The organism is Azospirillum sp. Sh1 (assembly GCF_008365135.1).
GTDB classification, from domain to species: Bacteria; Pseudomonadota; Alphaproteobacteria; order Azospirillales; family Azospirillaceae; genus Azospirillum; species Azospirillum oryzae.
The window spans coordinates 174,184-200,713 of the sequence record NZ_VTTK01000007.1 but is presented as its reverse complement, the minus strand read 5'-3'; the positions used below and the strand labels follow the sequence as shown (position 1 = coordinate 200,713).

The following is a 26,530-nucleotide window of genomic DNA, read 5'->3' as shown; positions in this document are numbered from 1 at the left end:
GGCTGAGTGGACTCAAGGCTTCTTGGCGCAATCGCTGTTGCCAAGAGCGTTGTCGATGATGCTTGCGACACGCTCGACAAACTGGCTTTCGTTCTGTGCCAGATAGCGCAACGCCGCTTCCTCGCTGAAGGGAGCGCTGTTGTTCTTCACCTTCCAGCCATCCAGCGCTGATGCAGGCGGAATCGGAAGGTGTGTCTCGGTGTTGCGAGCGTTGGGCATGACGACCATCGGGATTCAAAGAATCGAGACGATCAGAATCCCCCTAGGCCCGCTCCGAAAATGATTTCGTCGAGCCCCGGTGGATTTCGACCATCTGCGTATAAAAGTATCGTGATTTCTCTCCTTCCACAAGGATACGGTTGAGAAAAATCCCTCTTACTCTCCCTCCCCGCCGCCCGACGACCATTCTTGGACACGGGCGAGATGGGCGTAGTCGGTATAGCGCGGCGCCATGGCCGGCCTTGGACGCGAGCGGTAGGGCGTGTGCGGGTTGTCGAACTGCGCGATCAGCGCCTCCAGCCCGGCCCGCGCCTCTTCACCCAATACCGCCGGGTCTCCCTTCACCGGCTTCTCCTCGCCGGCCGGATCGCCGCCGGACAGGCGCCAGAAGGTCAACTCCGCCACCGCGCCCTTGTCCACGCCGCTGAACCCGCCCGCCGCGGCGATGGCGGCCTCCAGCGGCAGCTGAGGGGCGAAGCCAAGCTCGATCTCGCGCGTGCTCGGCGGGGTGCCGGTCTTGTAGTCGATCACCACCAGCCCGTCGGGACCACGGTCGATGCGGTCGGCCTTGGCGGTCAGAGTGAAGGGGCCGCCGGGGCCGGACAGCTCCAGCCGGCCCGGCACCTCGGTCGCCAGCGGGCGGAGGCGGGGCCGGCGCTCGCGCTCCAGATCGACGAACCAGCCGGCCACCCGCTCGAAGCGCGGCCACCAGAAGGCCCAGACGTCGGGATGGCTGCGCAGCAGCGGGCCGAAGCGCTCCCGCCCCAGCGCGATCAGCCGGTCGAGCGCATCGTGCGGCAGAGGCCCCGGATACTCGCGGACGAAGGCGTCGAGCGTGTCGTGGATGATCTGGCCGCGGTCGGACGCCCCCGGATCGGCGGCGATGGGGTCGAGCTTGTTCAGATCCAGGGTGTAGCGCGCATAGATGGCGTAAGGATCGCGCATCCAAGTTTCCACCGCCGTCACCGACAGCTTGCGCGGCCGGGCGGTCAACGGCGGTCGCGGCTCCGGCGCCGCCACCGGCTGCACCCGGTCCGGCTCGTCCAGCCCGCGCGCCCAGCCGAGCCAGCAGGCGCCGCGCTCCTCGATCACACCGTCCAGCTCCACCGCCTTCAGCACGGTTTCCAGCCGCAGCAGCCAGCGCGACGGCACGGTCGGCGTCCCCTCCACGCGCGCCGCACGGGTCAGAACCACTTCGGGCGCGCCGCAGGCATGGGCGAAGTCGTGGGCCGACATGCCGACCAGCCGTTCCGGGCTGGGCAGGCCGAAATCGCGCCGCATCGGCCGCGACATCCAGGGATCGGCCGATGCGGCCGGCGGCCATGTCCCCTCGTTCAGCCCGCCCAGGATGGTCAGGTCGAGATGCTGGAGGCGCGCCTCCATCGGACCGAGGATGAACAGGCGCGGGTGCAGGCCATAGCGGGGGCGCACCGCCCGCGCGCTCATCAGCGCGTCAAGCAGCGCCGGGTAATCCTTGGCCGGGATCGCCGGGAAACCTTCCGCCGCATCCAGCAGGTCGTGGACGAAGCGCGCCGCCTCCTCGCCGTCGTCCTGGCGCCACAGCCGCTCCGCCCCGGTCAACTCGTCGTCGGCGGCCAGCGATTCGCAGAAGGCGACATGGGCGCGCACGAGGTCGGCCAGCGGCGTGTCTGTGGTCAGCGCCTCCAGGAAGGGGGCGGCGCGCTGGCCGATATCGACCAGCCAGCCGCGCAGGAACTCCTGCTGCTCCTCGTGGTCGAAGCGGTCGGCCTGCTCCAGCGCCGCCAGCACGCCGTCGAAGCCCTCGGCCGGTCGGGGGCCGCGCAGCACGATGCGCTCCAGCGCGCGGGCGGCGGCGCGGAAATCTCCGGAGTCGCGGCCGCCCGCCGCCATCGGATGCTTGGCCAGCGCCAGCAGGGCCAGCGGATGGACGCGGCTCGCCACCAACTCCGCCGTCAGCCGCAGATAGGTGCCGACCGCGGTGTGGGCGAGCGGCTGGCCGCCGGAGTCGTTGACCAGGATGCCCCAGCGCGCCAGCGCCATGGCGACCCGGCGGCCCAGGTTGCGGTCGGGGGTGATGAGGGCGGCGGTCCTGGTCGGCGTTTCCAGCGCATGGCGCATCAGCAGGGCGATGACCTGCGCCTCCTCCTCCGAGGTGGCGGCGTCGATCCGGGTCAGCCCGTCCAGTGCCGAGGCATCCACCCCGGACAGCTCGCGCCAGCCCTCGGTTGTCGCCGCCGGCCGCATCGCCTCGGCGATCAGGCGGGCGCGGGCGCCGCGCGGCTCGGTCGCGTCGGTCCAGGGCTGCACCTCGTCGCGGGTGACGCCCAGCAGGCGGATCAGCTGCGACAGGCCATGCTGCGGGTGGGATTCGTCTTCCTCGATGGCGTCCCAGATCGTGTCGTCGGCCCCGGTGTCGAGGCCGGGCAGCACCACCGCCCCCTTAGGCAGCCGGGCGATGACCGCCAGCAACTCCGTCGTCGCGGCGATGGAGCCGGTGGAGCCGGCGGCGATCACCATGCCCGGCGGCGGGGCGGCCTGCCAGAGAGCGGCCTGTGTCTCCAGCGCCAGATTGCGGCGCTTGGCCGGGTCGGTCTCCCCGGTCGACTCGAGGATGGCGGGCCACACTTCGGTGATGATGCGCAGGAATTTCAGGGTGACCTGCCAGTGCTCGGCATAATCCTCCGGCACCAGCGACTCGAGCTTCTCGAAGCCGGCGCGCTCGGTCCACACCGCGTCGATCAGCCGGCCAAGGTCGGCGCCCAGCCGCACCGCCTGCGCCGTGGTCGCCGACAGCCCCTCGGCCCCCAGGATCAGCCGCGCCAGCGTCATCTGCCGGTTCAGGGGCGAGATCGCCTCCGGCAGGTCGAGCGGGACGTCGGGCAGCTCCTCCTCGGTCAGGCTGAGGTCGCCGGCGTCGAGTTCGCCCAGCGGCGCCATCCGCGGCAGCAGCGTCGGCTGCCCGCCCGAGCGGCGCAGGAAGGCCGCCTGCAGCGCCCGGCAGGCGCGCCGCGTCGGCAGCAGCACGGTGACCCCGGCCAGCGCCATCGGGTCGCCGCCCACCCGCTCCATGATCCCCGCCGCCAGCATGTCGACGAAGGGCGCACCCGCGGGGATGCTGTAGACTTTGGGGTGGGTCATGGAGTGTCCGGACTGGTGCTTGATGGTGCAGGCGCCGATTGCCCCCTCCCCGACCCTCCCCCGCTTCGCAGGAGAGGGAGTAAGTGCAAGAGCGGCGGAGTTCCCTCTCCCGCGAAGCGGGGGAGGGTTAGGGAGGGGGCAAAACGTCCCATTGAGTATAGCTCAGCCAACCCCTCAATGCGCCACCGCCCGCACGCCGCCGATGGCCAGCAGATCCTCCGCTTCCCGAAGCCCGGCGGGCGTGCCGATGTGGAACCACAGGCCGTCATGGGCAAGCCCGAACAGCCGCCCCGCCTGCTGCGCGCGGTCCCAGATCAGGTTGGTGGAAAAGGCGCCGTCCGGCGTGTCCGCCGCGAACAGTTCCGGCTTGACGATCTGCACCCCGGCATAGACGAAGGGCGCCAGCTCGCGCTCGCCGCGACGGGTCAGGCCGCCCAGCGGGTCCATGTGATAGTCGCCGAGCCCGTCATAGCCGACCGACTTGGTCGTCGCCATCAGCAGGAGCAGCGCGTCCATCTCCGCCGGGTTCCAGTGCGATGCTAGGCGGCGCAGGGCCGGCACCGGCCCGTCCAGCCAGAAGATGTCGGCATTCACGGTATAGACCGGCGCCGTACCCAGATGGGGCAGGGCCTTCTTCACCCCGCCGCCGGTCTCCAGCAGCGTGTCCTCCGGCGACAGGGTGATGGCGGGCGATATCCGGCCCTTCAGATGATCGCCGATCATGGCGCCCAGATAGTGGCTGTTGACCACCGCCCGGCCGACGCCGGCCGCAGCCAGCCGGTCCAGCGCATGGTCCAGCATCGGCTTGCCCAGCACCGGGATCAGCGGTTTCGGCATGTGGTCGGTCAGCGGGCGCATGCGCAGGCCCTGGCCGGCGGCGAGCACCATGGCCGTTTGGGGCGCGGTATCGGGAATGGTCACGGTCATCTCAGATCGTCTCCGGAACGACGAAGGCGGCACGCGCCTGGGGCGGCAGATGGCGGTCGAACCAGGCGGCGACCGGTGCAAGCTCCGGCTTCGCCAACTGGGCCTCCAGCAGACGCCAGACCCGTGGCAGATGGACAAGGTAGGACCGCCGCCCCTGGCCCAGCGCCAGACGGACGAAGATGGCGACGATCCGCGTGTGGCGCGCCGCTCCCAGCACCGCCATGGCGCGGCGGAAGGCGGCGGCATCGGTTTCGGGGAAAGCGGCGAGATAGCGGGCGACCATCGCCTCTGCCAGATCGGGCGTCACGTCGCGTCGCGCATCTTCCAGCAGCGACACCAGATCGTAGGCCCGCGGCCCCCAGCCGGCGCTCTGGAAGTCGATCAGCCCGGCGGCCTTCACCCCCGGCCGATCCAGCCGCATCAGGTTGTCGACGTGATAGTCGCGCAGCAGAAGCGACGGCGCGCCGGCGCAGACCGGCTCCAGCACCGTCCGCCAAGCCATATCGAAATCAGAACGATCCCCATCGCTCAAGGGCTTACCCAAAACCACCGGCACATAGGCGTCGATGAACAGCCGGGTCTGCGCGATGAACAGCGCCGGATCGTAGACGGGCAGGGCCAGCCGCTGCGCCGCCCCTTCGGGCCAGCCGCGGTGGATGACGATCAGCGCGTCGGTCGCCATCTGATAGAGCGGTTGCGGATCGGCAGCGTCGGCCAGCAGGCGGGAGAATGTTTTGCTTCCGAAATCTTCCTGGATCGCCAAGCCGCGTTCCACATCGGAGGCAAGCACGGTGGGGACCGACAGCCCGATGGCTGCCAGTTCGGCGCCGATGGCGATGAAGGGCACGAGATCGTCGGCGGGGGCGGGCGTGTCCACCAGGATCAGCGTGCCGCCATCCGCCTTGCGAAGGCGCTCATACCGGCGGGCGGAGGCATCGCCGGCCAGCGGCTCCCGTGCTGCATCGGACAGGCCGTTGGCGGCGAGGAAGGCGGCGATCTCGTCTTCCCGCGCGGCAGAAGCGACGGACATGACAGCAGCCATCACAGTGTCCAGTCGGCGGCGGCCACCCGTGCCGCCAGCGCGCCATGGCCGGTCAGCGTGGCGCGGCGGGCGTCGGGGCCGTCATGCTCCATCGTCACCTCGACCCGGTCGGGCGGCAGCAGCGGACCCAGCCGGTCCGGCCATTCCACCAGCGCCACCGCCTCGGCCCGCGCATCGTCCCAGCCCAGCTCATACACCTCGTCCGGCCCCGACAGGCGGTAGAGGTCGAAATGCCAGACCGGGCCGATGGCGGTGTCGTAGGTCTGCACCAGGGTGAAGGTGGGGGACGGCACCTCGGCGTCCTCGTGGGTGACGCTACGGATCAAGGCCCGCGACAGCGCCGACTTGCCGGCGCCGAGATCGCCGCGCAGAGCCACGAGGTCGCCCGGCCGCAGAATGGCGCCCAGCCGGCGGCCCAGCGCCGCGGTGGCGTCCTCATCCGGAAGGGGGATGGCCGGCAGCGGGAGGGTGACGGTATGGTGGGGAGTGTCCGACATGGCGCGGATACTGTGCGAAGCCGCCGCCCGCCCGCAAGCCGGAAAGAAGGGTGGTTCAGCGGCAGGCTTACCGACCGATCCTTACCGGCCGATCCGCCGCTTGGGCGACAGCCGGTCGGCCACTCCCGATCCGGCGCCTTCTGCCGCGCCGGCCACCACCAGCCGCGGCGCCTTGTTGAAGTTCATGGTGATCATCAGCGTCAGCGCGCCGTTGATCAGGTGCAGCATCTTGTCGGACGCCACCGGCAGGGGGATGCGCCGGCCCATGCAATAGCCGACCAGCGCCGCCGTCACCTCGGTGTCGGCCAGCACCAGCTCGGTCACCGCGCCGTCGTCGTCGGTGATGCTCAGGCGGGTTTCGATGCCCTCCTGCTCCGGCCCCTCGTTGCGGTGATAGACGATCTTGGACACGGTGCCGACCGGCAATGTGTCCTTCACCCGCCGCCGCCGGTCCAGCACGGCCCGCACCACTTCCTGGTCGGTGAAGACCAGACACCGAAGTTCCTTCATTCCGGGCCTCCATCCGACCGGCCTCCAGGCAAGGAAAGCCCGGCCATCCGCCGCCGACCTTCACTTTCCGCCTCGCCACCGCCGCGTGCAATCGACAAATTTAAGCGAATTTATGCGAAATTGTTGCTCAGCCTCGACGGTCTGCCGCCCCGCCTCGCACGCGACACAGGACCGCTTTCCCCTTGCGGGGGGTTGACCCGGCCGGGAAATGCGGACAATGGAAGGACCGTTCGTCGACCCCTCCGCATCATCCTCCAACCGGCACCCCGTCTCAAGGAATTGGCTTTCATGTCGCAGACCGCCTCCAGCCACGATGTCCTCACCACCGATGTCGTCATCGTCGGCGCCGGCCCCGTCGGGCTGTTCGCAGTGTTCGAATGCGGCATGCTGAAGATGCGCTGCCATGTGGTGGACGCGCTGGACATGGTCGGCGGCCAGTGCACGGCGCTCTACCCGGAAAAGCCGATCTACGACATCCCGGCCCATCCCTCCATCGAGGCGGCCGACCTGATCGACCGGCTGGCGGAACAGGCCGCCCCCTTCTCGCCCACCTATCACCTGGGCCAGCAGGTGGAGAAGCTGACGCGCCAGGACAGCGGGCGCTGGCTGGTGGAGACCAGCATCGGCACGAAGATCGACGCCCAGGCGGTCATCATCGCCGCCGGCAGCGGCGCCTTCGGCCCCAACCGCCCGCCGCTCGACGGGCTGGAGGCGTATGAGGGCAAGTCGGTCTTCTACATGGTGCGCCGCCGCCAGGACTTTGCCGGCAAGAAGGTGGTGATCGCCGGCGGCGGCGACAGCGCGGTCGACTGGGCTATCTCGCTGGCCGACGTGGCGGAGCGCGTCTATGTCGTCCACCGCCGGCCGAAGTTCCGCGCCGCGCCGGAAAGCGTCGCCCGCATGGACGCCCTCGTGCGCGAGGGGCGGGTCGAGATGGTGGTGCCCTATCAGCTGTCCGGCCTGGACGGCGAGAACGGCCAGCTGACCGCCGTGCGCGTCGCCACGCTGGACGGCGAGGAAAAGGCGCTGCCGGCCGACGCCCTGCTCGCCTTCTTCGGCCTGTCGATGAATCTCGGGCCCATCGCCGACTGGGGCCTGGATCTGGAGCGCAGCCACATCGCGGTGGCCCAGCCCGGTTGCGCCACCAACGTTCCGGGCGTCTTCGCCATCGGCGACATCGCGACATATCCCGGCAAGCTGAAGCTGATCCTCTGCGGCTTCGCCGAAGCAGCGCAATCCGCCCATGCAATCCGCCCATTGGTCTATCCTGGCGAGGCGCTGCACTTCGAATACTCGACCTCGAAGGGTGTCCCCGGCGCGGCGTGAGCGGCGTTCGGGCGCTCGCGGCTGCCGAAGGAAGCTCGAAACTCGAACCTTTCTCGGCCGTCATTCCCGCGAAGGCGGGAATCCAGCCGGTTCAGCTACTTATGTGCTGGGTTTCCTGGTTCCCCGCCTTCGCGGGGATGACGGCCGAAGATCGTCCGGTAAGGACTGACAGATTCTACTCCGCCTTCACCCCATTCACCGGGGCACGCACCGGCATGATGCAGCGGACATGGGCGCTGCGGTAGACCCCAGCGCCGCCGGTCTCGTCCAGTTCCAGCCGGCCGCCATGCAGTTCCACCACGTTGCGGGCCAGCGACACGCCCAGCGCTGCCGCACCCTGCGGGTCGGCGTCGGGCGCGGCGGCGCCGCTGACCGACAGGGTGATGCTGCCGTTCAGCCGCTCCCCGGCCAGGCGGATGCGGCGGTCGGACGGCGGGTTGCGGATGGCGCCCACCACCAGGGTGAACAGCGCCTGCTTCAGCCGCTTGCCGTCACCCTCCATCTCGCCCAGCGCCTCCGGCGCCACCACCTCCAGCCGCAGCCCCTCGCGCCGCGCCCAGTCGCGGGTCAGGCCGGCCACCGACTCGAGCAGGTCGGGCAGGTTGACCGCGCCGCGGTCCAGCGTGGTGACGCCGGCCCCCAGGCTGGTCAGGTCGACCACGTCGTCGATCAGTTCCAGCAGGCGCTGGCCGGCCGTCAGCATGCTGCGCACATACTCCATCTGCCGGTCGTTCAGTTCGCCGAAATACTGGTTCGCCAGCATCTCGGCGAAGCCGATGATGCCGTTCAGCGGCGTGCGCAGATGGTGGGAGACGTTGGCGATGAACTCGCTTTTCAGCTGGTCGGCGGCCTCCAGCGCCGCGTTGGAGGCGCGCAGCGCCGTCTCCAGCCGGGCGCCGTCGGTGACGTCGAGGTAGCTGTTCAGCACAGCCCCGTCGGGCAGCGGCAGGGTGGAGAACTCCACCACCGACCCGTCGCTGCGCTCCACCCGGCCGGAGCGGACGCTGCGCTCCAGCGTGGCGCCGATCAGTTCCTCCTTCACCGCCTCCCAGGTGGCGGCTTCGCCCGGCCTGTCGGCGACCTTTTCCGCGATCTTTTCCGCCAACTGCATCTCCAGCAGCGGGCGCATCCGTTCGATGACGTCGGCGATGTGCGGTTCGCCGTGCAGGTCGCCGTCGGCCAGATCCCAGATGCGGGCGAAGGCCGGGTTGGACAGCTTCAGCCGGCCGTCGCCGCCGAACACGGCGATGCCCTCCGCCAGATTGTCCAGCGTCTCCTGTTGCACCGCCATCAGCGTGTTGTAGGAGGATTCCAGCGCCAGCGTGTTGGTCACGTCCTCCAGGATGGTGATCAGCCCGCCCTGCGGGTGCGGCGCGGCCAGATGGCGCAGCGTGGTGCCGTCCGGCAGGTGCAGCATCTCCTCCACCGGTTCCACCAGATGGGTGTAGCGGGTCAGCCGCTCGCGCTTGAAGGTCTGGTAGTCGGCATATTCCGGCAGGCGGCGGCGGGCGCGCAGCTCCTCCAGCAGTTCGGCGTTGGTCGGTTCGGTGCGCAGCCACGCCTCGTCCAGCTCCCACAGCCGGGCATAGGCCTGGTTGAAGAAGGTCAGGCGGGTGTCGGGGCCGAAGATGGCGATGGCGGTGCCCAGCCGCTCCAGCACCTCCGCATGGGCGGTCAGGTGGCGGTCCAGCTCGCCGCGCAGTTCCTCCAGCGGGGTCAGGTCGAGGGCATAGCCGACCACCAGCGTGCCGCCGCCGTCGGTCAGCGGCAGCGGGGCCTCCGTCACCTCCAGCAGGCGGCGTTCGGTGCCGATCACCACGGGGGCGCGGTCGGACTGGGCGAAGCCGCCGCTGCGCGCCCGTTCGGCCAGCGCCCGGCCGGCGGCGGTCAGCTCCCGCCCCTCCGTCACCACCGTGTCGGGATCGCCGTCGACGGCGCGGGCATAGGCGCGGTTGCACCAGGACAGCCGCAGCGAGCGGTCGCGCATCCACACCGGCACCGGCAGCGCATCGGCCATCGCCTGCAACTCGGCAAGGCGGGAGCGCGCGGCCCCCGTCGCCTGCTCCTGACGCCGCGTGGCATCGCTGGCGGCGTCGCGGGCGACGGTCACATCCTCGATCCACACCACGTCGCAATGGGTATCGCCGGCCTGTCCGCGCCGGCCGGTCAGCACCAGCCGCCGCCCGTCGGGCGCCGCCGCCTCGCAGCGGAAGGGCTCGCCGTCCCGGCGCAGGCGGGAGAGTGCGGGGGCGAGGTCCGGTACCGTCAGGCAAGCGGTCAGGTCGTCGGCATTGCAGATGCCCAGAAGGGCCGCGGCGTCGTCCGATAACGCGCTCTCGCCCTGGTCCGTCCAGACGCACCAGGGGTGCGGCGCGGCGGCCAGCATGGCCCGCCATCGGTCACGGTCTGCGGCGGCGTGATCGGCTTGGCGCCGGGATTCCTTGTTCCAAAAGAAGCCAGCGAGACCGACCACGCTTTTCACCCCCGGGACCGCCGGGCTTTTCGATGGCCCGGCCGAATCTGTCGAAATGAATCAAGAAGCGCAGAGTAGTTCAGCCCTCTCCCACCGACAAGCGAACACCCGTCCGCTTTGCGCATTTCCGAGATTCCCTTCCCGCCCAGGTAGTTTTTGCTCCGGCACGTCCGGTTACGCCATGGTCTCTTCCGGGCTGGGCACCGTCTCTTTCGTGTGACGCAGGTCATGAATCGCCTTTTCGACCTTCGGGAAGGCGGCGGCCATCGCGTGGGCGTGCCGCTCGACATCCGGCACGCGCGCCTCGACGATGGCGCGTTCCAGCGCGGTGCAGGCGGCGGCCAGCGCCCGCGCTCCCGCGGTCCGCGCCGCCCCCGCGGCCGAATGGGCCGCGGCCCGCGCCTCCTCCATCTCCCCGGCGTCCAGGGCCTGCCGCACCCGCTCCAGCGTGGGCCGAGTCGTCTCGATGAAGAAATCCATCATGTCGAGCGTGCCGGCATCCAGGCCGCTCCCCTCCGTGCCGCCGCCCGTGCATCCAAAGGTCTCGCGCACATGGTCGAGGTCGAGCACCGGCAGCGCCTCCTCCTCCATCGGCGCCGGCTGCGGCTGCGGCGTCCGCACCTCCGGGACCATGCGAGGGTCGAGCCAGCGGGCGAGCACGCGCGAGAGCTGGGCCAGCGTCACCGGCTTGGCGAGGTAATCGTCCATGCCGGCGGCAAGGCAGCGTTCCATCTCGCCGGACAGGGCGTTGGCGGTCATGGCGACGATGGGGGTGTGCCGCCGCCCGCCTTCCCGCCGCCCTTCTTCCCGCTGCCCGCCATCCTCTTCCGCCCGGATGCGGCGGGCCAGTTCATAGCCGTCCATCGCCGGCATGTGGCAGTCGGTGATGACCAGCCGGTGCCGTCCACGCCGCCATGCCGCCAGCGCCTGCTCGCCATCGGCCGTCAGCTCCGCCGCATAACCCAGCCGGCGCAGCTGGCGCAGCACGACCTGCTGGTTGGTCGGGTGGTCTTCCGCCACCAGGATCGGGCCCGATCCGGCCGGCCGGGCGGGGGGAAGCGGCCAGCCGTCCGTATCGGGGCCGTCCGCTTCCCGGCCGGCCGGAACCGGTGGCGGCAGGCAGGGAGCCTCCGCCGCGGGGCCGGCAGCCTCGGGCGCGCTGCGGCCGGTCAGGATCGCGGCGGCGCGGATCAGGGTGGTGCGGTGGACCGGCTGCACCAGCCCCGCCGTCTGGCCTGATGCCGTGTGGGGAGAGGCGACCGTACCGCCGCCTGCCCTCCCATCGCCCAGCAGAAGCCGCGGCAGGCCGGGACAGCGGGCGCCGGCCAGCGGCTCCAGCCGCCCGGCCAGCGCCGTGGTGGTCACCAGTAGCCCATAGCCGCCGCGCCCCAGCTTCGATGCGGCATCGGCCATCATCGCGGCGGTCGTCACGGTCGCGCCGCCCTGCTCCAGATAGCGGGCCAGCACGGCGCGCTGCACCTCGTCCTCGTCGACGACCAGAACGGACAGGCCGTCCAGCGGCGCCGGAGCGGGTGATGAGGCGGGCGCCGGCTCTCCCGCGCGCGGCAGGTCCACCGTGAACCAGAAGGTCGACCCGCGGCCGGGCACCGAAGAGACGCCGATCCGCCCGCCCATCCGTTCGACCAGCCGGGTGCAGATCGCCAGACCCAGCCCGGTGCCGCCGAAGCGCCGCGTGGTGGAGCTGTCGGCCTGGCTGAAGGGCTGGAACAGCCGGGCCTGCCCCTCCGGCCCGATGCCGATGCCGCTGTCCTCCACCGCGACATGCAGGCGGACATGGTCCGGCCCTGCCGGGTCGGAAAGGGTGGAATCGGCGGCATGGACGCGCAGCACCACCCGGCCGCGGTCGGTGAACTTGATGGCGTTGCCGGTCAGGTTGAACAGGATCTGGCGCAGCCGGCCGGAATCGCCGCGCAGCCGCTCCGGCACCGAGCGGTCGATGTCGCAGATCAGCGCCAACCCCTTCTGGTGGGCCTGGGGCGCCAGCAGGTCGGCGACCCCCTCCACCAGCTCCGCCGGGCGCAGGTCGAGGTCCTCCAGCTCCAGTTTCCCCGCCTCGATCTTCGACAGGTCCAGGATGTCGTCGATGATCCGCAGCAGCGCCACCCCGCTGTCCCGCATGGTGGAGACCAGCGTGCGCTGCTCCTCGTCCAGCGGGGTCAGCGCCATCAGTTCCAGCATGCCCAGCACGCCGTTCATCGGCGTCCGGATTTCGTGGCTCATCGTCGCCAGGAATTCCGCCTTCGACCGGGCTGCAATCTCCGCCTGCTCCTTGGCGGCGCGCAGCGCCTCCTCCGCCTGCTTGCGCGCGGTGATGTCGTAGCTCCAGGCCAGCACCGCCGGTTCGCCTTCGAAGCTGGTGCGCTGGAGCGTCTTCAGTGCCCAGACCCGGCTGCCGTCGGGGCGGTCCACCGCCGCCTCGGCATCGCGCACCAGCACGCCGCCGCTCTCCGGCTCCCGGCCGCTCTGGCCGATCGCCCCGGCGGGCAGGACCGGCGCGTGGCGGCTGCCGACGAATTCCTCCAGCGGCCGGCCGGCCAGTTCGGCGGCGCGGGCGTTGGCGAAGGCGACGGTGCCGTCGGCGCGGCGGATGGAGACGCCGACCGGGCTCTGCTCCAGGATGGTGCGCAGCCGGCGCTCGCCCTCGGCCAGCGCGCTCTCGCGGGCGCGGATGGCGGTGACGAAATAGGCCAGCGCGCGGGCCATCTCGCCGATCTCATCCCCACTTTCGGCCCGGCTGCCGGCCGGGGTTACGGCGGGCAGGTCCAGATCGGGCAACGGATCCGACATCCCTGCCGGCTCGGCCGTCTCCACCGCCTGCATGGCGCTGCGCAGCCGGCGCAGCCGCGCCACCACGTTGCGGTGGATGTAGGCGAAGATGGCGGCGGCCCCCAGGATCGACAGCACCGCCATGGCGATCACCGCCCGCTTGCCGTCGCGGATCACCCGCTCGAACTCGGTCGACCGGCGGGCGACGTCCTGCTCCACCGCCAGGAAATAGTCGGACACGATGCCGACCAGCTGGTTGGAAACCGCCTGGTTGCGCGCCGCCGACCGCTTGATCGCCCGTTGCAGCGACAGCTCCGCCTCGCGCAGGGCGAACAGGGGGGATGGACCGAAGGCCTGTTCCGCCACCTCGCGCTGCAGAGGTTCCAGCCGCGCCGCGCGCTCGGCCGGCAGCAGGGCCAGCGCCTCGGCGGCAGTGTCCAGCGCGGCGCGGGTGTCGGCCCGGAAGCGGTCGAACTGGCCGTCGCGGTCGCCGTCGCGCTCTGCCTGCAACGCCGCCAGCAGCGTGGTCGCCGCCCCGGTCAGTTCGCGGCGCCAGCGCTCCAGCGCCTCACGGCTGCGATCCGCCGCCTCCGCGTCCGGCAAGCCGGCCCGCAGTTCCATCGGCCAGGATGCATCGGCCTCCCGCGTGCCGGCCGCCGCCAGCCGGGCGGTCAGGGCGGTCAGCGCCTGGGCGCGGGCGCCGGTCTCGGCGCTCAGGGACAGCTGTTGCCGGACCTGGGCGTTCAGGGTCAGCAGAGTGCCGACCAGTTCGTTCTTGCGGCGGTCCAGCTCGCCCAGGTCGGCCTTGCTGCTCTCGGCATGGCCGTTCCCGGCCCGGTCGGCATGGCGCACGGTGCCGCCAAGGGCGATCAGCCGGGCCGTCAGCTCCTCCAGCCGCGCCAGCTGCCCGTCCATCCGCGCCATGACCGCGTCGCGCGCGCTCTGGTCGGGGGCGGCGACCAGGGCCGGGGCGATGGCGGCCACGGCGCCGCTCTGCTGCACCAATTGGGCGGCGGCGACCAGCCCCGGCACCTTGGCGGTGGCGATCTGCTCGTATCCCTGGTGGAAGCGCGAGAACAGCGAGACGGCGACGACGCTGGTCGCCGCGGCCAATCCGCCGATCACCGTCAACCCCGCCAGGATGCGGAACGCCACGCTCCGCCCCAGGGGCCGCCCCAGGGGCCGCCCCAGTTTTCGCCCCAGGTTCCGCCGGGGACTCCGCATGCCCACTCCCTCGCCCGCTGCCGTTCATACCCCGATCGGCTGGGCGATCATGCCATATAAAGCGCGGCGGGGGAGGGGGAAGTCAGGCGACGCCGGTGGAGCCGAAGCCGCCCGCGCCGCGCGCAGTCTCGTCCAGCGAAGCGACCTCGACCAGCGCCGCCTGCGGCGCCGGGGCGATCACCGCCTGGGCGATGCGGTCGCCGCGGGCGATGGTGAAGGGCTCCTCGCCCAGATTGATCAGGCAGACGCCAACCGGGCCGCGGTAGTCGCAATCGACGGTGCCCGGCGTGTTCAGCACCGTGACGCCGTTCTTCACCGCCAGCCCGGAACGCGGCCGGATCTGCATCTCCCACCCCGCCGGCAGCCCGACGGCGAAGCCGGTCGGCACCAGCACCCGCTTGCCGGGATCGAGCACGAGGGGAGCGTCGGCCGGCACCGCGGCGCGCAGGTCGAACCCGGCGGCTCCCCCGGTGGCGTAGGAGGGCAGCGGCAGGTCATCGTTGCCGGGCAGGCGGAGGAAGGCGACGGTGGGGGACATGGGTGGGTCCTGTGGTGTTGACGTTCAGGCTTACGATTGCCCCCACCTAACCTCCCCCGCTGGGCGGGGGAGGGACTGCCGCCGCTTTCCCGTACAAGCGCTTGTCCCCTCCCCCGCCCAGCGGGGGAGGGTTAGGGTGGGGGCACCGCAGAGTGGGGGCTCTAAGTAGACGCTACTTCCCCTCGAAATACCCCGCCACCGCTTCGGCCAGCCGGGTGGCGACGGCGTCCTTGGGCATGGTCGGCCACGACTCGACGCCGTCGGCGCGGATCAGGTGGACGGTGTTGTCGCTACCGCCGAAGGTTCCGGTGCCGGGCGAGACGTCGTTGGCGACGATCCAGTCGCAGCCCTTGCGGGCGCGCTTGGCGGTGGCGTAGGCCAGCACGTCGCCGGTCTCCGCCGCGAAGCCGACCACCAGCGCCGGGCGGCGCTCGCCCGGCCTGGACAGGGTGGCGAGGATGTCGGGATTCTCGGTCAGGGCCAGGGCCGGCGGGTCGCCGCCGTCCTTCTTCAGCTTGCGGTCGGACGCACCGTCGACTCGCCAGTCCGCCACCGCGGCGGCACAGACCGCGATGTCGGCCGGCAGCGCCGCCTCGCAGGCCGCCAGCATCTCGCGAGCCGTCTCGATATGGACGACCTTGCAGCCGGCAGGGTCGGGCAGCCGGGTCGGGCCGCTGACCAGCGTCACCTCGGCCCCCAGCGTCGCCAGCGCCGCGGCGATGGCGTGCCCCTGCTTGCCCGACGAGCGGTTGGCGATGTAGCGCACCGGGTCGATCGGCTCGTGCGTCGGGCCGCTGGTGACGATGGCGCGGCGGCCGGCCAGCGGACGGTGGGACTCCGCGGCGAAGAAGCCGGCGATGGCGTCGACGATCTCCATCGGCTCTGCCATGCGGCCGGGGCCGTATTCGTTGCAGGCCATCACCCCGTCGTTGGGGCCGACGCGCAGCACGCCGCGGCTTTCCAGCAGCGCCATGTTGGCCTGGGTCGCGGCATGCTGCCACATGCGCACATTCATGGCGGGGGCGACCAGCACCGGCTTGTCGGTGGCCAGCAGCACGGTGGCGGCCAGATCGTCGGCCATGCCGCCGGCCATGCGCGCCAGCAGGTTGGCGGTGGCCGGCGCCACCACCAGCAGGTCGGCCTCGCGCGACAGGCGGATGTGGCCCATTTCCGACTCGTCGGTCAGCGACCACAGGTCGCGGTAGACGGTATCCTCGGTCAGCGCCTGTACCGACAACGGGGTGACGAAGCGGGCGCCGGCCTCGGTCAGCACCGCGCGCACCGTCACGCCGCGTTCGCGCAGGCGGCGGATCAACTCCAGGCTCTTGTAAGCGGCGATGCCGCCGGCGATGACCAGCAGAACGCGCTTGCCGGCCAGAATGGCGTGATCGGCCATGGCGAACCCCCTCTATCCGACGCCCGTTTCCCGATGCCTGTTTCCCGACATCCCATGCCCGCTGCTGATAGTTCATCGCGCCGCCCCCGGCAAGCGGCGCCGCCGCGACACACTCCGTCCGACGGTGATTTCGATGTGTTCGCGCTGCCGGCCATGCGCGTAAAGGTGGGATTTTCGGAATTATCTGTTAGACAATAGGAGCTGTTCCGTCTCCACCCTTCGCGTGTCACCCACAGCATGCCGCCAGGTTCCATTCCCGTCCTGCTGATCGAAGACACGCCGTCGCTGGCCCGTGTCTATGCGGAATACCTGAAAAAGGAATCCCACGCCGTCATCTCGGTGGAGACCGGGGCCGACGCGCTGGCGCAGCTGAACGACGGCGCGCCGATGGTCGTGCTGCTGGATCTGCAGCTGCCGGACATGAACGGGATGGAGGTGCTGAAACGCATCGATGCCCAGGCCTTGCCATGCGCCGTCATCGTCATCACCGCCCACGGCTCGGTGAAGGCGGCGGTGGAGGCGATGCGCTACGGCGCCTATGATTTCCTGGTGAAGCCCTTCTCCGCCGACCGGCTGGTGGTGACGGTCCGCAACGCGATGGAGCGGCTGCGGCTGGCCCAGCTGGTCGACACCTTCGAGAAGGACCTGAACCGCGCCCGCTATCACGGCTTCATCGGCTCGTCGCTGGCGATGCAGGCGGTCTACCGCATCGTCGACAGCGCCGCCTCATCGCGCGCGACCGTCTTCATCACCGGCGAATCCGGCACCGGCAAGGAGGTCTGCGCCGAGGCGATCCACCGCCAGAGCCAGCGCGCCTCGCGCCCCTTCATCGCCATCAACTGCGGCGCCATTCCGAAGGATCTCATGGAAAGCGAGATCTTCGGCCATGTGAAGGGCAGCTTCACCGGGGCGGTGTCCGACCGCGAGGGCGCGGCGGCGCGCGCCGACGGCGGCACCCTGTTCCTGGACGAGATCTGCGAACTGGCGCCCGACCTGCAGACCAAGCTGCTGCGCTTCATCCAGACCGGCACCTTCACCCCCGTCGGCGGGTCGAAGCTGGAGAAGGTCGATCTGCGCATCGTCTGCGCCACCAACCGCGACCCCCTGCGCGAGGTGGAGGAGGGGCGGTTCCGCGAGGATCTCTATTACCGCCTGCACGTCATCCCCATCCATCTGCCGCCGCTGCGCGAGCGCGAGGACGACGTGCTGGAGATCGCCCGCCACTATCTGGCGGAGTTCGCGAAGGAGGAGAAGAAGGGCTTCACCCGCTTCTCGCCCGAGGTGGAGCAGGCGCTGCGCCATTATCACTGGCCGGGCAACGTCCGCCAGTTGCAGAACGTCGTGCGCATCGTCGCCGTGCTGCATGACGGCGACACGGTGATGCCGGAGATGCTGCCGCCGCCGCTCGGCACGCCGCAGCCGGTGTCGGTCCATGCCGCCACCGCCGCCGCGCCGGCCGGCGCCCTTCCGCTCCCGCGCCCGCATGTCCCGCCTTCCCCGGACTCCATCAAGCCGCTGTGGGAGGTGGAGAAGGACGCCATCGAGGACGCCATCGCCGCCTGCGACGGCAACATCCCGCGCGCCGCCGCCCTGCTGCAGATCAGCGCCTCGACGATCTACCGCAAACGTTTGGCCTGGCAGGCCGAAGGGAGAATATAAGCCTTTATTTCAGCAAGGATTTCTTGCTTCTATCCGCAGGCATAAAAGAAACGGGCTAATACCCTTCGATAAAGCGTTGCCGCCTTGGTCGTAATTCGATTCTGAAGTCGGCCGTCGTTGGTCCTATGCCGTGAGATGGAATTGCCCGCAACCACAGCATGCGGCTAGCCTCCCCGCACAATGTCTTGGTTCCGCTTGCCCGGCAGGCCTCACGGCGCGGCCGATGCCGGCAATCCCGGACCCATGTGCTTTGCAAAGACCAGCTTCGCAGTGACTAGGGGGAGGCCCATGACAAACGGCACCGTCAAATGGTTCAACACCACCAAGGGATACGGCTTCATCGCGCCGGAGGCCGGTTCGAAGGACGTGTTCGTTCACATCACCGCGGTCCAGCGCTCCGGCCTGCATGCCCTGTCGGAAGGCCAGCGCGTCCAGTTCGAGGTGGAGCGGGGCAACAACGGCAAGGACTCGGCGGTGAACATCAGCGTCGTCGAGTGACGAGCCCGCGCTGACTCAGACCGGATATCCGGCGGCGCGGTAGGCCGCGATGGCGTCCCCGGCCAGTTGGGGAATCTCGCCGCGCAGCCTCTCCACCGCGTCCGCCGTCCCGTCTCCCCCCCCTTCTCCCACCCCTTCTCCCGCCCCTTCTCCCTTTGCCCCCTTCGGTTCCGCGACGGATGCCCGGCACGCCATCTCCAGCGCGCGGGCGGCGCTGCACAGGGCGCGGGCGCCGAAGGTCCCGGCGGTGCTTTTCAGCGTGTGCGCCTCGCGCGTCAAGACGGCGCGGTCGGTCTCCCCGGCGATGCGCGCCACCCGTTCCCGCGTCTCCTCCACGAACTGCCGCAGCACGTCGTTCAGCAGCTCCGCATCCAGATCCTGGGCCAGCTGCGCCAGCACCTCGCGGTCCAGCACCTCGCCCGCCGCCGCCGGCGCCGCCGGGGCGCAAGCGCCGAAGCCGGCCGACCGGTCCGGCACCGCCCGCAGCCACTTCTCGACCGTCTCCAGCAGCAGCACCCGGTCCACCGGCTTGGCGACATGGTCGTTCATGCCGGCGTCCTGGCAGCGGACGCGGTCGGCCTCGTCGGTGTCGGCGGTCATCGCGACCACCGGAACCCGGCCGGCCGGTCCCGGCAGGTCGCGCAGCAGCCGGGTGGCGGTCAGCCCGTCCATTTCCGGCATCGACAGATCCATCAGGATCAGGTCATAGCCGCCGGCCTGCGCCGCCATCACCGCCTCCAGCCCGTTGTTCGCGGTGTCGGCGCGGTGGCCGGCCTGGGCCAGGATGGCGGTGACCAGCATCTGGTTCAGCGGACTGTCCTCCACCACCAGAATCCGGCGCGATGCCGGCTGGGCATCCGTGGGGAGAAGCGACGGCGGCGTCCGCTGCGTCATCGGAAGAGGCTCCGCGATAAAGAAAGGGCCAGTGTAAGGGCGCGGCCTTGCCGCTGCAAAGCCCCGCTCCATCTAAGCGGAATGTATGCGGACGGGTGGATTTCGCGGATCTCCGTGGCCCGGCGCTTCAAATCGGCGCGTCCCGCCGGTATGGTGTCGCGCTTGGCCGGCGTCCGGACCGGAAGTGCCGCCCGCCCGACACCAGCTTCCCTTCGACTTCAGGCAGTGCCGCAGACGATGACCAAACTGAACACCTACCGCTCCGGTCCCGACGAGCGCGGGCATTTCGGAATCTTTGGCGGCCGCTTCGTCGCCGAGACGCTGATGCCCCTGATCCTGGAGGTCGAGAAGGCCTATCGCGAGGCGCGTGCCGATCCCGCCTTCGAAGGCGAGATGCGCCAGCAGCTGAAGCAGTATGTCGGCCGTCCCAACCCGCTCTATTACGCCGAGCGGCTGACCGAGCAGCTGGGCGGCGCCAAGATCTACTTCAAGCGCGAGGAGCTGAACCACACCGGCGCGCACAAGATCAACAACTGCATCGGCCAGATCCTGCTGGCCCGGCGCATGGGCAAGACCCGCATCATCGCCGAGACGGGCGCCGGCCAGCATGGCGTGGCGACCGCGACGGTCTGCGCGCTCTACAACATGCCCTGCGTCATCTACATGGGCGAGACCGACATCGCCCGCCAGCAGCCCAACGTCTTCCGCATGAAGCTGCTGGGGGCGGAGGTCCGCCCGGTGACGTCGGGCAGCGGCACGCTGAAGGACGCGATGAACGAGGCGCTGCGCGACTGGGTCACCAACGTCGCCGACACCTTCTACATCATCGGCACCGCCGCCGGCCCGCACCCGTATCCCGCCATGGTCCGCGACTTCCAGTCGGTGATCGGCGACGAGGTGCGCACCCAGATGCAGGAGCAGGAAGGCCGCCTGCCCGACAGCCTGGTCGCCTGCGTCGGCGGCGGGTCGAACGCCATCGGCCTGTTCCATCCCTTCCTGGACGAACCGACCGTGCAGATGATCGGCGTCGAGGCCGCCGGCCGCGGCATCGAGAAGGGGCCGCTCGACCATGCCGCCTCGATCAACGGCGGCCGCCCCGGCGTGCTGCACGGCAACCGCACCTACCTGCTGCAGGACGAGGACGGCCAGATCCTGGAAGGCCACTCGATCTCCGCCGGCCTCGACTATCCCGGAATCGGGCCGGAGCACAGCTGGCTGCATGACGTGGGCCGCGTCGAATACGCCTATGCCACCGACCAGGAGGCGCTGGACGCCTTCCAGCTCTGCGCCCGCACCGAGGGTATCATCCCGGCGCTGGAATCCGCCCACGGCCTTGCCGAGGTCATCAAGCGCGCACCGAAACTGCCCAAGGACCACCTGATGGTGCTGTGCCTGTCGGGCCGCGGCGACAAGGACATCTTCTCCGTCGCCAAGCATCTGGGAGTGGAACTGTGAGCGCCGTCATGAAGAGCGTGGACGTCCTGGCCGACAGCCGCATCGCCCGCCGTTTTGCCGCGCTGAAGGCGGAGGGCCGCGCCGGTCTGGTCACCTTCATCACCGCCGGCGACCCCGATCCCGCCGTCTCGCAAGCGGTGCTGAACGGCCTGCCGGCCGCCGGCGCCGACCTGATCGAGCTGGGCATGCCCTTCACCGATCCGATGGCCGACGGCCCGGCGATCCAGGCCTCCTCGCTGCGCGCGCTGAAGGCCGGGATGACGGTGCGCAGGACGCTGGAGATGGTCCGTGGCTTCCGCAAGCAGGATGCCGACACCCCGATCATCCTGATGGGCTATTTCAACCCGATCCACGCCTATGGGGTGGAGCCCTTCCTGGCCGCCGCGCGCGAGGCCGGGGTGGACGGGCTGATCGTCGTCGACCTGCCGCCGGAAGAGGACGAGGAGCTGTGCATCCCGGCGCTGAAGGCCGGGGTCAGCTTCGTCCGCCTGACGACGCCGACCACCGACGAGGCGCGCATGCCCATGGTGATGCGCAACACCTCCGGCTTCGTCTATTACGTGTCGATCGCCGGCATCACCGGTACCGCCAGCGCGTCGAACACCGCCATCGACGCGGCGGTCGCCCGGCTGAAGCGCCACACCGACCTGCCGGTCGCCGTCGGCTTCGGCATCAAGACGCCGGATCAGGCCGCCGAGGTTGCCCGCGTCGCCGACGCCGCCGTGGTCGGCTCCGCCATCGTCACCCGTCTGGCCGATGGGATCGACGCGTCCGGTGGTGTCAAGCCGGGGACGGTCGAGGACGTGCTGGGCTTCGTCGGCGAACTGGCCGCCGGGGTGCGCGCGGCGCGGGGGTGAGGGACGGACGGTTTACAACGGCGGCAAACCGCTTTACGACACCTGCAACACGATCGCTCATGGCGACGAACGGCTGAAGAGCCCGGTGCGGCACGGACCCGATGTCCAGCCGGCGCCGGGCTTCGGCGTACCGCCATGTCGTTGAAAGGCGTTCCATGAACTGGCTTACCAACTACGTCCGCCCCAAGATCCGCGCGCTCTATGCCCGCAAGGAAGTGCCCGACAACCTCTGGCACAAGTGCCCGAGCTGCGAGTCGATGCTGTTCCACCGCGAGCTGGAAGAGAACCTGCACGTCTGCCAGCATTGCGGCTTCCACATGCGGCTCGACCCGGTCAAGCGGCTGGAGTCGATGTTCGACGACGGTGCCTACGAGGCCGTGGAACTGCCGAAGTCGGTCGCCGACCCGCTGAAGTTCCGTGACCAGAAGCGCTACACCGACCGCCTGAAGGAAGCCCAGACCAAGACCGGCCGCACCGACGCCATCGTGGTGGGTGAAGGCCGCATCGGCGGTCATGCCGCCGTGGTCGCCGCCTTCGACTTCGGCTTCATGGGCGGGTCGATGGGCATCGCCGTCGGCGAAGGGCTGCTGACCGCCGCCCGGCTGGCGGTGGCGAAGAACGCGCCGCTGATCGTCGTCCCGGCCTCGGGCGGCGCCCGCATGCAGGAAGGCATCCTGTCGCTGATGCAGATGCCGCGCACCACCATCGCGGTGGAGATGGTCAAGGAAGCCGGCCTGCCCTACATCGTCGTGCTGACCGACCCGACCACCGGCGGCGTCACCGCCAGCTTCGCCATGCTGGGCGATATCCACATCGCCGAGAAGGGCGCGCAGATCGGCTTCGCCGGCGCCCGCGTGATCGAGAGCACGATCCGCGAGACCCTGCCGGAAGGCTTCCAGCGCTCCGAGTACCTGCTGGAACACGGCATGGTCGACATGGTCGTCCACCGCCGCGACCTGCGCCCGACGCTGGTCCGCACCATCGGCCTGCTGATGACGCCGCGCCTCGACACGGTGGTGGAGGACATCGACCTGTCCGCCGCCCAGGCGGCCGACGGCGAGCCGGCCCAGTTGCCCCAGCCGGTCACGCAGCCGGCCACACAGGCGACCGCGGCCCAGCCGATGGCGACGCAGCAGGCGTCTTCCCAGCAGTCGTCTTCTCAGCCGGCGGCTCCCGTCCAGGCCGGCGACGACTGACCGGCACCCCCCGTCCATCCGACCAGAGACGATCATGATCGATGCCGCCCTTCCACTCTCCCGCCCAGCCGCGACCCGTTCCGACCCGGTGCTGGACCGACTGAAGGGGCTTCATCCCAAGGTCATCGACCTGTCTCTGGACCGGGTGCGCCGTCTGCTGGCGGCGCTGGACCATCCGGAGCGCAAGCTGCCGCCGGTGGTCCATGTCGCCGGCACCAACGGCAAGGGATCGACGGTCGCCTTCCTGCGCGCGATGCTGGAGGCGGCCGGCCACCGCGTCCATGTCTACACCTCGCCGCACCTCGTGCGCTTTCACGAGCGCATCCGCCTGGCCGGCCGGCTGATCGACGACGACCATCTGGCCGCCCTGCTGGAGGAATGCGAGGTTGCCAACGCCGGCCATCCGATCACCTTCTTCGAGGTGACGACGGTCGCCGCCTTCCTCGCCTTCTCCCGCGTGCCTGCCGACGTGGTCCTGCTGGAAACCGGGCTGGGCGGGCGGCTGGACGCCACCAACGTGGTGGACAAGCCGGCGGTGACGGCGGTCACCCGCATCTCCTACGACCACCGCCAGTTCCTGGGTGAGTCGCTGCTGGAGATCGGCAGCGAGAAGGCCGGCATCTTCAAACCCCACGTCCCGGTGGTGCTGGCCCCGCAGCCGGAAGCCGACGCGCTGAAAGTGCTGAAGCTGCGCGCCAACGCCATCGCCGCGCCCATCCAGAGCTGGTCGGTGGAAGAGCGTCCGGATGGCTTCCGCTTCGAGAGCGCGAAGCGCAAGCTCGACCTGCCGATGCCGGGGCTGGCCGGCGTCCACCAGATCACCAATGCCGGCGTCGCCATCGCCTGTCTCGACCATCTGCCGCTGGCGGTGGACGACGACGCGGTGCGCCGCGGCCTCGCCACCGTCGAATGGCCGGGGCGTCTGCAGCGCCTGACCCGCGGCCCGCTGGCCGAGGGCCTGCCGCCGGGCTGGGAACTTTGGCTGGACGGCGGCCACAACGATTCCGCCGGGGAGGTTCTGGCCCGTCAGGCGGTCGACTGGTCGCGTGGCCAGCCCAATGACGGCCAGCCCAATGAGGGATCGGGGGGCGGCCCCGCCCTGCCGCTTCTGCTGATCTACGGCATGCTGTCCAGCAAGGACCCGTTCGAGTTCCTGGGTCCGCTGGCCCCCTTCACCCATGCCCTGCGCGCGGTGGCGATTCCGGGTGAGGAAGCCAGCTTCACCGCCGAAGAATCCTGCGAGACCGCCAAGCTCTGCGGCATCCGCGACCACGGCGCCGCCGACAGCGTGGACGCCGCCCTCGCCGATCTGGTGGCGGGCCGGCGGACTCCGGCGCGCGTGCTGATCTGCGGCTCGCTCTACCTCGCGGGCTCGGTGCTGGCGGACAACGGGTGAGGGTGTGAACTGGTGCTGCCGTGCGTCATTATGGAGGTTCCCGCTTCCGCATCCGGCTCAATAAGGTGATGAGAGGTGGACATCCACAGCTATTGCGGGATGCTTGATCGCTGACTATGATCCGAGGGTGAGGCGAGTGCTGCTCGGATTATATCGGCAGGGCTGGAATTTTGACCCAAGCAGATAATGATTTCAGTGACTTCATCATATTTGTGGACGAAAGTGGGGATCACAGTCTGACCTCGATCAGTGCTGAGTTCCCCTTGTTCGCTCTGGCCTTCTGCATCTTGCGGAAGACCGATTACGCAACGGAGGTTGCTCCGGCGCTCGATTCATTGAAATTCGACACCTTCGGACACGACTTGGCCGTGCTGCACAGCCGCGATATCCGCAAGCAGCAGGGCGACTTTGCGGTGTTGCGCGATGCCGCACGCCGCGCAAAGTTCTTGAGCGGCATGTCGGCGGTGATCGCCGAGGCGCCTTTTACCCTGTGCGTCACGGCGATCGACAAGATCAGGCATAAGGAACGCTACCGGAATCCTTACAACCCCTATCACTTGTCTCTGCAATACTGCCTGGAGCGAACCTACCGGTTCCTGATCGCTCAGGAGCAGCGGGGCAAGCGCACCCACATCATTGCCGAATCGCGCGGCAAGGCTGAAGACAAGGATCTGGAACTGCAGTTCCGCCGCATCCTCGACGAGAACGAAGGTTGGGACCATCATTTCGAGCTGCGTTTTGCATCGAAGTCATGCAACTCAATTGGCCTGCAACTGGCCGATCTGGCTGCGTATCCGGTCGCTCGTCATGTGCTGGAGCCAGAACAGGCTAACCGCGCCTTCGACATCGTGGAAAAGAAACTGATGACCGACGGCATGGTCGGTATGTCTCGGGCGACCCGTCCGTCTCATCGCGTAAAGGGCTACGAGGGGATTGGGCTAAAAATCTTCCCATAGCCGTAAAAAGCGAAAAGGCCCTGGATCACTCCAGAGCCTCAACGCCGTTCGAGAAAGCCCGAACCATTTGATCTAGACTTAGTGCAACGGGGTGATGCCGTCAAGACATATCATGACACGTCAGGCCGCGCATCGGGATCGGGGCGGCGTCGGGCCAGAGAGTGGAAGCAGGCGATACAGGACGCCATCAGCACGGAATTGCAACTCGCGGACACACCCAACATCGCCCACCCTGAGGCCCTGAGCCACCCCTTCATTGCGCCGGCGGAGAATTTCGGCCTTGCGGGATGGCGGAAGAGTGTCCTGTTCGCCCTCACCTTGTGGGGGCGCCCAGATAATCAATGGCATGCGCTTGGCTGACGCCTGGAACTGACCTGATGGCCATCTCCGACGTTTCTGATCCGGAGGCCCCGGGCGCTGAAATTGGTTACTGGCGGATAGCCGAATCCGCCAGAACTCCGCTTTATCAATGACCAAACAAAAAAGCGGGCCAGATGCCGTTCCCGGCAACGCCCGCTGACAATCCATCGACTTGTCTCACCCCTCCGGAGAAGGGGGAAATGGTGGAGCCGAGGAGGATCGAACTCCCGACCTACGCATTGCGAACGCGTCGCTCTCCCAGCTGAGCTACGGCCCCACACTCACACCGTGGCGTCTTCGTCGCCCCGGCGTGGCGCGGATATTGTCCATCACGGGGGGTGCTGTCAAGCGCTTGATTCAGAAAAAATGAAGCGGGTGTGGGATGGCGCAGGATGGGGCGTAGGACGGCCGATCCGCCGCAGGCCGCTCGGGCGATCGGCGGGCCGCCGTACTGGACAGGCCTCCGCGCTTATGCTTAGGGTGCCCGGAAAAGGCTGGCGCCCGCCGCGCAGTGCGCTGCGCGCGGCCGTCGCAAAAACCGCACTGGAGCTGGCCCGGCATGATCGCGCTGTATTTGCTCATCAACACCATCCTGGACCTGTTCTTCTGGGTCCTGATCCTGTCGGCGATCCTCAGCTGGCTGGTGGCTTTCAACGTTGTGAACACGCGCAACCGCGCGGTCTATCTGATCGGCGATTTCCTGTACCGCATCACCGAACCGGTGCTGCGCCCGATCCGCCGCGTCCTGCCCAACATGGGCGGGTTGGACCTGTCGCCGATCGTCGTGCTGCTGGCGATCTCCTTCATCCAGAACCTGCTGGCGCAATACTGGCCGCGCTTCTGACCGTGGCGGCATCCTCCCCCTTCGAGGCGGTCGCCGACGGCCTGCGCGTCGCACTTCGGGTGACACCCAAGGCGTCGCGCAACGCGGTGACCGGTACGGCCGAGATGGCCGGGGCAAAGGGAGAAGGACGACGGGTCCTGAAACTGGCGGTCACGGCGGTGCCGGAAAACGGCAAAGCCAACGAGGCCGTCATAAAACTGTTGTCGAAGGCATGGAAACTGCCCAAGACCAGCCTGACGGTGGTGGCCGGCGCCACCGACCGGAACAAGATTCTGCATGTGGCGGGCGACCCGGCAATTCTGCTGCCGCGGCTGTCGGTCCTGATCGACGATTTGGGTAGCGAGGGTGGAGAGTAG

The 26,530-nt window shown here is 69.4% G+C and carries 21 protein-coding genes and 1 tRNA gene; 10 read left to right on the top strand and 12 right to left on the bottom strand.

Annotated features, from left to right (window positions below; all coding sequences use genetic code 11):
- Positions 1-12: 12 nt before the first annotated feature.
- The 6 genes from FZ029_RS10020 to FZ029_RS09995 form a co-directional block, all read right to left on the bottom strand.
- Positions 13-228, bottom strand: coding sequence for a hypothetical protein (locus tag FZ029_RS10020; RefSeq protein WP_188051889.1), 216 nt, complete (start codon positions 226-228; stop codon positions 13-15).
- A 147-nt stretch (positions 229-375) separates the two neighbouring features.
- Positions 376-3,339 (bottom strand): double-strand break repair protein AddB, encoded by a 2,964-nt coding sequence (gene addB, locus FZ029_RS10015; RefSeq protein ID WP_149269105.1) that lies wholly within the window; start codon positions 3,337-3,339, stop codon positions 376-378.
- A gap of 174 nt (positions 3,340-3,513) precedes the next feature.
- Complete coding sequence (locus FZ029_RS10010) at positions 3,514-4,266, bottom strand: nucleotidyltransferase family protein (RefSeq protein WP_149269104.1); 753 nt, start codon at positions 4,264-4,266, stop codon at positions 3,514-3,516.
- A 1-nt stretch (position 4,267) separates the two neighbouring features.
- Positions 4,268-5,308 (bottom strand): phosphotransferase, encoded by a 1,041-nt coding sequence (locus tag FZ029_RS10005; protein WP_247892239.1) that lies wholly within the window; start codon positions 5,306-5,308, stop codon positions 4,268-4,270.
- On the bottom strand, positions 5,308-5,805 hold the full coding sequence (gene tsaE, locus FZ029_RS10000; protein ID WP_149269103.1) for a tRNA (adenosine(37)-N6)-threonylcarbamoyltransferase complex ATPase subunit type 1 TsaE: 498 nt from the start codon (positions 5,803-5,805) through the stop codon (positions 5,308-5,310). Before tsaE ends, FZ029_RS10005 begins: the two co-directional genes overlap by 1 nt.
- 81 nt (positions 5,806-5,886) lie before the next feature.
- A complete protein-coding gene (locus tag FZ029_RS09995) occupies positions 5,887-6,315 on the bottom strand; it encodes a hypothetical protein (RefSeq protein ID WP_149269102.1) in 429 nt (142 codons plus the stop codon).
- A gap of 288 nt (positions 6,316-6,603) precedes the next feature.
- Between FZ029_RS09995 and FZ029_RS09990 the strand changes: the two genes are divergently transcribed.
- The gene (locus tag FZ029_RS09990; protein ID WP_149269101.1) at positions 6,604-7,641 is read left to right on the top strand and encodes an NAD(P)/FAD-dependent oxidoreductase; all 1,038 of its coding nucleotides are present in this window, start codon (positions 6,604-6,606) and stop codon (positions 7,639-7,641) included.
- 175 nt (positions 7,642-7,816) lie between these two features.
- On the opposite strand, the gene FZ029_RS09985 is transcribed toward FZ029_RS09990, so the two are convergent.
- The 4 genes from FZ029_RS09985 to coaBC form a co-directional block, all read right to left on the bottom strand.
- Positions 7,817-10,027: a PAS-domain containing protein gene (locus tag FZ029_RS09985; RefSeq protein ID WP_247892238.1), complete on the bottom strand. Its 2,211-nt coding sequence runs from the start codon at positions 10,025-10,027 to the stop codon at positions 7,817-7,819.
- A gap of 261 nt (positions 10,028-10,288) precedes the next feature.
- Complete coding sequence (locus FZ029_RS33915) at positions 10,289-14,056, bottom strand: ATP-binding protein (protein WP_282184136.1); 3,768 nt, start codon at positions 14,054-14,056, stop codon at positions 10,289-10,291.
- A 151-nt stretch (positions 14,057-14,207) separates the two neighbouring features.
- Positions 14,208-14,663, bottom strand: coding sequence for a dUTP diphosphatase (gene dut / locus FZ029_RS09975; protein ID WP_149269098.1), 456 nt, complete (start codon positions 14,661-14,663; stop codon positions 14,208-14,210).
- 172 nt (positions 14,664-14,835) lie between these two features.
- A complete protein-coding gene (gene coaBC / locus FZ029_RS09965) occupies positions 14,836-16,059 on the bottom strand; it encodes a bifunctional phosphopantothenoylcysteine decarboxylase/phosphopantothenate--cysteine ligase CoaBC (RefSeq protein ID WP_149269097.1) in 1,224 nt (407 codons plus the stop codon).
- A gap of 237 nt (positions 16,060-16,296) precedes the next feature.
- Here coaBC and FZ029_RS09960 point away from each other — a divergent pair, with 237 nt between their 5' ends.
- Together FZ029_RS09960 and FZ029_RS09955 are read left to right on the top strand one after the other, a co-directional pair.
- A complete protein-coding gene (locus tag FZ029_RS09960) occupies positions 16,297-17,718 on the top strand; it encodes a sigma-54 dependent transcriptional regulator (protein WP_149269096.1) in 1,422 nt (473 codons plus the stop codon).
- 288 nt (positions 17,719-18,006) lie between these two features.
- Positions 18,007-18,216 (top strand): cold-shock protein, encoded by a 210-nt coding sequence (locus FZ029_RS09955; RefSeq protein ID WP_109152670.1) that lies wholly within the window; start codon positions 18,007-18,009, stop codon positions 18,214-18,216.
- Between the two features lie 15 nt (positions 18,217-18,231).
- Here FZ029_RS09955 and FZ029_RS09950 read toward each other — a convergent pair whose 3' ends face one another.
- Complete coding sequence (locus tag FZ029_RS09950; protein WP_149269095.1) at positions 18,232-19,110, bottom strand: response regulator; 879 nt, start codon at positions 19,108-19,110, stop codon at positions 18,232-18,234.
- A gap of 237 nt (positions 19,111-19,347) precedes the next feature.
- Here FZ029_RS09950 and trpB point away from each other — a divergent pair, with 237 nt between their 5' ends.
- The 5 genes from trpB (at position 19,348) to FZ029_RS09925 (ending at position 24,970) form a co-directional block, all read left to right on the top strand.
- Positions 19,348-20,565, top strand: coding sequence for a tryptophan synthase subunit beta (gene trpB / locus FZ029_RS09945; RefSeq protein WP_149269094.1), 1,218 nt, complete (start codon positions 19,348-19,350; stop codon positions 20,563-20,565).
- 8 nt (positions 20,566-20,573) lie between these two features.
- Positions 20,574-21,422 (top strand): tryptophan synthase subunit alpha, encoded by an 849-nt coding sequence (gene trpA, locus FZ029_RS09940; RefSeq protein WP_149269093.1) that lies wholly within the window; start codon positions 20,574-20,576, stop codon positions 21,420-21,422.
- Positions 21,423-21,577: 155 nt separating this feature from the next.
- Complete coding sequence (gene accD / locus FZ029_RS09935; protein ID WP_149269092.1) at positions 21,578-22,618, top strand: acetyl-CoA carboxylase, carboxyltransferase subunit beta; 1,041 nt, start codon at positions 21,578-21,580, stop codon at positions 22,616-22,618.
- A gap of 34 nt (positions 22,619-22,652) precedes the next feature.
- Complete coding sequence (locus FZ029_RS09930; protein WP_149269091.1) at positions 22,653-24,014, top strand: folylpolyglutamate synthase/dihydrofolate synthase family protein; 1,362 nt, start codon at positions 22,653-22,655, stop codon at positions 24,012-24,014.
- 170 nt (positions 24,015-24,184) lie between these two features.
- Positions 24,185-24,970 carry a DUF3800 domain-containing protein gene (locus tag FZ029_RS09925; protein ID WP_211104131.1) on the top strand — a complete coding sequence of 262 codons (786 nt, stop codon included), beginning with the start codon at positions 24,185-24,187 and terminating at the stop codon, positions 24,968-24,970.
- 561 nt (positions 24,971-25,531) lie between these two features.
- Here the strand turns inward: FZ029_RS09925 and FZ029_RS09920 are convergent.
- Positions 25,532-25,607: transfer RNA gene (locus FZ029_RS09920), tRNA-Ala, on the bottom strand.
- A 282-nt stretch (positions 25,608-25,889) separates the two neighbouring features.
- On the opposite strand from FZ029_RS09920, the gene FZ029_RS09915 reads away from it, so the two are divergent.
- Both FZ029_RS09915 and FZ029_RS09910 read left to right on the top strand, forming a co-directional pair.
- Complete coding sequence (locus tag FZ029_RS09915; RefSeq protein WP_109073245.1) at positions 25,890-26,174, top strand: YggT family protein; 285 nt, start codon at positions 25,890-25,892, stop codon at positions 26,172-26,174.
- Between the two features lie 2 nt (positions 26,175-26,176).
- A complete protein-coding gene (locus FZ029_RS09910) occupies positions 26,177-26,530 on the top strand; it encodes a DUF167 family protein (RefSeq protein ID WP_188051888.1) in 354 nt (117 codons plus the stop codon).

What these genes read in the sequence shown, in the direction of transcription:
- FZ029_RS10020 (WP_188051889.1), bottom strand. Translation starts at nt 228, where the DNA reads ATGGTCGTCATGCCCAACGCTCGCAACACCGAGACACACCTTCCGATT.
- addB (WP_149269105.1), bottom strand. Translation starts at nt 3,339, where the DNA reads ATGACCCACCCCAAAGTCTACAGCATCCCCGCGGGTGCGCCCTTCGTC.
- FZ029_RS10010 (WP_149269104.1), bottom strand. Translation starts at nt 4,266, where the DNA reads ATGACCGTGACCATTCCCGATACCGCGCCCCAAACGGCCATGGTGCTC.
- FZ029_RS10005 (WP_247892239.1), bottom strand. Translation starts at nt 5,308, where the DNA reads ATGGCTGCTGTCATGTCCGTCGCTTCTGCCGCGCGGGAAGACGAGATC.
- tsaE (WP_149269103.1), bottom strand. Translation starts at nt 5,805, where the DNA reads ATGTCGGACACTCCCCACCATACCGTCACCCTCCCGCTGCCGGCCATC.
- FZ029_RS09995 (WP_149269102.1), bottom strand. Translation starts at nt 6,315, where the DNA reads ATGAAGGAACTTCGGTGTCTGGTCTTCACCGACCAGGAAGTGGTGCGG.
- FZ029_RS09990 (WP_149269101.1), top strand. Translation starts at nt 6,604, where the DNA reads ATGTCGCAGACCGCCTCCAGCCACGATGTCCTCACCACCGATGTCGTC.
- FZ029_RS09985 (WP_247892238.1), bottom strand. Translation starts at nt 10,027, where the DNA reads ATGCTGGCCGCCGCGCCGCACCCCTGGTGCGTCTGGACGGACCAGGGC.
- dut (WP_149269098.1), bottom strand. Translation starts at nt 14,663, where the DNA reads ATGTCCCCCACCGTCGCCTTCCTCCGCCTGCCCGGCAACGATGACCTG.
- coaBC (WP_149269097.1), bottom strand. Translation starts at nt 16,059, where the DNA reads ATGGCCGATCACGCCATTCTGGCCGGCAAGCGCGTTCTGCTGGTCATC.
- FZ029_RS09960 (WP_149269096.1), top strand. Translation starts at nt 16,297, where the DNA reads ATGCCGCCAGGTTCCATTCCCGTCCTGCTGATCGAAGACACGCCGTCG.
- FZ029_RS09955 (WP_109152670.1), top strand. Translation starts at nt 18,007, where the DNA reads ATGACAAACGGCACCGTCAAATGGTTCAACACCACCAAGGGATACGGC.
- FZ029_RS09950 (WP_149269095.1), bottom strand. Translation starts at nt 19,110, where the DNA reads ATGACGCAGCGGACGCCGCCGTCGCTTCTCCCCACGGATGCCCAGCCG.
- trpB (WP_149269094.1), top strand. Translation starts at nt 19,348, where the DNA reads ATGACCAAACTGAACACCTACCGCTCCGGTCCCGACGAGCGCGGGCAT.
- trpA (WP_149269093.1), top strand. Translation starts at nt 20,574, where the DNA reads ATGAAGAGCGTGGACGTCCTGGCCGACAGCCGCATCGCCCGCCGTTTT.
- accD (WP_149269092.1), top strand. Translation starts at nt 21,578, where the DNA reads ATGAACTGGCTTACCAACTACGTCCGCCCCAAGATCCGCGCGCTCTAT.
- FZ029_RS09930 (WP_149269091.1), top strand. Translation starts at nt 22,653, where the DNA reads ATGATCGATGCCGCCCTTCCACTCTCCCGCCCAGCCGCGACCCGTTCC.
- FZ029_RS09915 (WP_109073245.1), top strand. Translation starts at nt 25,890, where the DNA reads ATGATCGCGCTGTATTTGCTCATCAACACCATCCTGGACCTGTTCTTC.